1 protein-coding gene is annotated in these 1067 nt (G+C 30.7%); it reads left to right on the top strand.

Annotated elements, in window-relative coordinates; translation table 11 throughout:
- Nucleotides 1-108 precede the first annotated feature (108 nt).
- The gene (locus tag AOG55_RS06425; protein WP_048100866.1) at nt 109-951 is read left to right on the top strand and encodes an NAD(P)H-binding protein; all 843 of its coding nucleotides are present in this window, start codon (nt 109-111) and stop codon (nt 949-951) included.
- Nucleotides 952-1067: the final 116 nt, after the last annotated feature.

Genomic DNA, 1067 nt, shown 5'->3' with positions numbered 1-1067 from the left:
TACACTTTAAAAAATTGATTTCCCAAAATTTTCAAAGGAATATTATAAATATTGGAATAATTTTCCTATTTTATAAAATATTTTTATATTTCTGCAAGATAAAGGTGTATGAAATTACTTGTAATTGGTGGATCTGGTTTTGTCGGAAGCAATATCATCCAGCAGCTTGATGCAGATGAAAAGGCCTATTTTTCTAGAAATCCGTCTGAAAAACTGGATAAGCTGGGCATAACCTATATAAAAGGCGATATTAGAAATTATGACGATGTTGAAAAGGCGATTGAAAATTATGATGTAATAGTTCATGCAGTTGATGTGCTTATAGAAAAGGAAGAAAAACATGAAGAATTGTCATTAAATGGCATGAAGAATATTGTAAAGGCTGTAAATAAATACCGTAAAAACCAGAAAATAGTATACATTTCAGCAATAAACGCTGATAAGGGAAATACAGATTATTTTAGATATAAAAGACTGGCAGAGGATAATGCCGCCACATTAAAAAACTCTCTTATAATAAGACCATCAACAATGTACGGAAATGGAGATAAATTTACAAAGATGCTTATAGAAGCGGCAAAACAGAAGGTACCATTCCTGCCGAGGAGTGGAAATATGGCACCGGTTTATATAAATGATATGATTACCGTGCTTAAGAATTCACTGGATAAATCAGGGATTATTAATGTATGTACAAGGGAAAGGGTAACATTTGCTGATATGTTTAATACTGTAAGGCTTAAATTGGGATTAAAGCCTGTGAGAGAGGTATCCCCCATAATTTTTAAACCTGTGCTTGGAAGCCTTGAAAAAAGGGGATTATTAACAAGAGAGCAGTTTTACATGCTTGGACTCGATTATTATAAAGAAAATACATCTTTATACAGATATGTCAATGAACCAATGACATATGAAAAATTTATCAGGGATACAGACCTAAATAATTTTTAATGTAATTATATAAACAAATTAAATAATTTTTTTGATGTATTTATAAAATACTTCTAACAATGGCACATGCATTAAAATAAGGAATTCATACTTATTATAGAGATCGGAAGAGCACA

Origin of the sequence: Acidiplasma cupricumulans (genome assembly GCF_001402935.1) — an archaeon.
Lineage (GTDB): Archaea > Thermoplasmatota > Thermoplasmata > Thermoplasmatales > Thermoplasmataceae > Acidiplasma > Acidiplasma aeolicum.
Note: the sequence above shows the minus strand (reverse complement) of the source record. Positions and strands in the feature narration are given on the sequence as shown.